General features: G+C 66.6%; 4 protein-coding genes. 1 reads left to right on the forward strand and 3 read right to left on the reverse strand.

Features of this window, described 5'->3' with window-relative positions:
- Nucleotides 1–46: 46 nt before the first annotated feature.
- Nucleotides 47–688, reverse strand: a complete 642-nt coding sequence (locus A9X03_RS19760; protein ID WP_067752131.1) for a TetR/AcrR family transcriptional regulator — start codon at nt 686–688, stop codon at nt 47–49.
- Between the two features lie 76 nt (nt 689–764).
- Between A9X03_RS19760 and A9X03_RS19765 the strand changes: the two genes are divergently transcribed.
- Nucleotides 765–2,234 (forward strand): NAD(P)/FAD-dependent oxidoreductase, encoded by a 1,470-nt coding sequence (locus A9X03_RS19765; protein WP_067752134.1) that lies wholly within the window; start codon nt 765–767, stop codon nt 2,232–2,234.
- Here A9X03_RS19765 and rraA read toward each other — a convergent pair.
- Complete coding sequence (rraA, locus tag A9X03_RS19770) at nt 2,231–2,710, reverse strand: ribonuclease E activity regulator RraA (RefSeq protein WP_067752137.1); 480 nt, start codon at nt 2,708–2,710, stop codon at nt 2,231–2,233. The two genes, A9X03_RS19765 and rraA, sit on opposite strands and share 4 nt — an antisense overlap.
- 29 nt (nt 2,711–2,739) lie before the next feature.
- On the reverse strand, nt 2,740–3,186 hold the full coding sequence (locus A9X03_RS30910; protein WP_067752140.1) for a nucleoid-structuring protein H-NS: 447 nt from the start codon (nt 3,184–3,186) through the stop codon (nt 2,740–2,742).
- Nucleotides 3,187–3,412 lie beyond the last annotated feature (226 nt).

Below are 3,412 nucleotides of genomic sequence, written 5' to 3' on the forward strand. Positions count from 1 at the left end.
GGTGGCGACCCGCTTCGCCCGGCTGCGCCGCGCTTGCGATCGACACTTAGCTGGATTCGCCGTAGATACTGGTCACCCAGATGTGGGTGAGGGTGTCGACCACCCGGTCCTCGTCGACCGCGGGCGTCTCGGCGGACAAAGCGGCCATCATGGTGCGCTCGTTCATCTGGTTCAGCGAGGTCGCCAGGTCCACGGCGGGAATGGTCTCGGGCGCGGCGCCGCGCACGCGTTCCGCGGCGATCATGGCCGCGGTCTGGTCGATCCACTTCTGCATGAAGCCCAACCACACCACGCGGAGCTCGGAGCTGGTCGCCAGCGCCTCGGTGGCGGCGCGGGCCAGCCGGCGGTGCGTGCTGAACGCCGTGAAGAACGCCTTGATGCCGTTTCGCCACACCCGTCGGGGGTCCTCCGGTAGCCGCTGCACCGCGCCGTCGAACTCCGAATCGGCGCGCGCGATCACCGGTTCCAGCAGCGACAACAGCACCGCTTCCTTGGACTTGAAATAGAAGTAGAACGTCGGCCGGGACAGGCCCGCACCCTTGGCGAGGTCGTCGACGGAGATGTCGGCGAACGACCGCACTTCCAGCAGCCGCGCGGCGGTCGCGAGAATCGCCTGCTCGCGGTCGTCGCCCGAGGGCCGGATGGCACGGCGGCCACGCAGGGCGCGGGTCTGGCCGGCGGTAGTCACGGCCGCTACTTTACACGGTGTCGAAAAATTCGACACCCTGTTGACTGTGTCGACGGACCGTTGATAACGTGACCCCATGACTGAGCACCTTGACGTGATCATCGTGGGCGCCGGCATCTCGGGCATCAGCGCGGCCTGGCATCTCCAGGACCGCTGCCCGACCAAGAGCTACGCGATCCTCGAACGCCGCGACGACCTGGGCGGCACCTGGGACCTGTTCAAATACCCGGGCATCCGGTCGGACTCGGACATGTTCACTCTCGGGTTCCGGTTCAAGCCCTGGCTCTCGGCGAAGTCGATCGCCGACGGCCCGGACATCAAGGCCTACGTCAAGGAGGCGGCGGTCGAGAACAAGATCGACCGGCACATTCGCTACCGCCAGCGCGTCTTGGCCGCCGACTGGTCCGACGCCGACAACCGCTGGACCCTGACCGTCGAGTCGGACGGCCAGGAGCGCGAAATGACTTGCTCGTTCCTGTTCGCGTGCACCGGCTACTACAACTACGACGAGGGGTATTCGCCCACCTTCCCCGGCGCCGACGACTTCGAGGGCCGGATCGTCCACCCGCAGCACTGGCCGGAGGACCTCGATTACCAGGGCAAGAAGATCATCGTCATCGGCTCGGGAGCCACGGCGATCACCCTGATCCCGGCGCTGGTGAACTCGGGCTCGGGCCACGTCACGATGCTGCAGCGCTCGCCGACCTATATCGGCTCGCTGCCCGGGGTGGACCCGTTCGCCGAACGCGCCAACCGGCTGCTTCCGGATCGCCTGGCGCACATCGCGAATCGGTGGAAAGCCATCGCATTCAGCACCTTCCAGTACCAGCTGTCTCGCAAGGCGCCCGCCTACATGCGCAAGACGTTGATGACGATGGCCAAGCGTCGCCTACCCGAGGGCTACGACGTCGAGAAGCATTTCGGGCCGCGGTACAACGTCTGGGATCAGCGGCTGTGCCTGGCGCCTGACGGCGACTTCTTCCGCACGATCCGGCATGGCAAGGCCGACGTGGTCACCGACACGATCGACCGGTTCACCAAGACGGGCATCAAACTCACCTCGGGTGAGGAGCTGCAGGCCGACATCATCATCACCGCAACGGGTTTGAACATGCAGCTGCTCGGCGGCGTGAAGCCCACCAGGAACGGTGAGCCGATCGAGCTGACGTCCTTGATGACGTACAAGGGCCTGATGTTTTCCGGTGTGCCGAATTTCGCGATCACCTTCGGCTACACCAACGCGTCGTGGACGCTCAAGGCCGACCTGGTCTCCGAATTCGTCTGCCGGTTGCTGAACTACATGGACGCCAACGGGTTTGACTTCGTGGAGCCGCAGCATCCCGGTGACGACGTCGACGAGCTGCCGTTCATGGACTTCAGCCCCGGCTACTTCCAGCGTGCGATGGACATGCTGCCCAAGTCGGGGTCGCGGGCGCCCTGGCGGCTCAAGCAGAACTACCTCTTCGACATGCGCACGATCCGGCGCGGCAAGGTTGCCGACGAGGGCCTGCGATTCGCGAAGAAGCGTGCGCCGGTTGCGGTTTAGGGTTTGACGACGACTATTCCGTCGTCGTCGCTGTAGGCGATCTCGCCGGGCACGAAGGTTACGCCGCCGAGCGCGATCTCGACATCGCGCTCACCGGCGCCCGTCTTGCTGCTCTTGCGGGGATTGGTGCCCAGCGCCTTGATGCCGATGTCGAGACCGCGCAGCGCGGCCGCGTCACGCACGGCACCGTTGACGATGAGGCCCGCCCAGCCGTTCGAGCGGGCCAGCTCGGCGATGACGTCTCCGACCAGCGCCGAGTGCAGGGAGCCGCCGCCGTCGATGACCAGTACCCCGCCCGCACCTGGCTGGGAGAGAACCGATTTCAGCAATGCGTTGTCTTCGAAGCAGCGCACCGTGCTGATGGCTCCGGCGAATTCGGACCGGCCACCGAACTGGCGGAACTGGACGTCGCAGCTGCGTACGTCGGGGCCGATGTCGTCGACGAGGTCGGCGGTTGGCTGGAATGACACGGTCACGTCTGACACCGTAGCGGCTCGGTGGCGGGTCAGCGGCGCCGCAGCTGCCGGATCAACAGGATCGCCAGGAGGCTGACCGCCAGGGCGACGATCAACGGCAGCCGGGACTGGGTCAGGACCTCCATCGGAGCGTCTGGCGATACCGGGTTGTTGGCGGTGTCCACCGTGGATTTCGCTTGTGCGGCCGCGTCTTTGGCGGCGGCCGTGAGGTCGCCGTTGCTTTCGATTCGCTGCTGCACCTCGAGTGGCGGTGCCGGGGCCTTTGCCGGAGGCTCGGCGCTCTTGGCGGGCGCCTTCTTGGCCGGGGCTTTCTTGGCCGGGGCTTTCTTGGCCGGCGCCTTTTTCGCGGGAGCTTTCTTCGCGGGGGCTTTCTTGGCCGGGGCTTTCTTGGCCGCCTTGGCCGGGGGCGTCTTTTCCGGCGGCGGGGTGGAATCGCCGTCGGGCTCGCTATTGGGTTGATCCTGCGGGTCTGCCATGCGGCCGCTCCTCGAGCAATCTTCAGTAGTTCTCTAGCCCACGCGGGTTCTTCGAACCCATCATGCCAGCACGCACGCGGGCGCTTTTGCCGCCGGTCACGCTCGACGCCGCGCCGCCCACACGGCGCCTCCGGCGATGAGCGCCACCGCCACCACGATGAACGGCCAGACCGGAACCCCCGAGTCCCGGCCCCCGGCCGTGCCACCTGCGGCCGGTGGTCCCGGC

The organism is Mycobacterium sp. E1715, from assembly GCF_001667625.1.
Classification (GTDB): domain Bacteria; phylum Actinomycetota; class Actinomycetes; order Mycobacteriales; family Mycobacteriaceae; genus Mycobacterium.

Bases quoted from the DNA above. Each gene is read 5' to 3' on its own strand.
- A9X03_RS19765 (WP_067752134.1), top strand. From the start codon at position 765: ATGACTGAGCACCTTGACGTGATCATCGTGGGCGCCGGCATCTCGGGC.
- A9X03_RS30910 (WP_067752140.1), bottom strand. From the start codon at position 3,186: ATGGCAGACCCGCAGGATCAACCCAATAGCGAGCCCGACGGCGATTCC.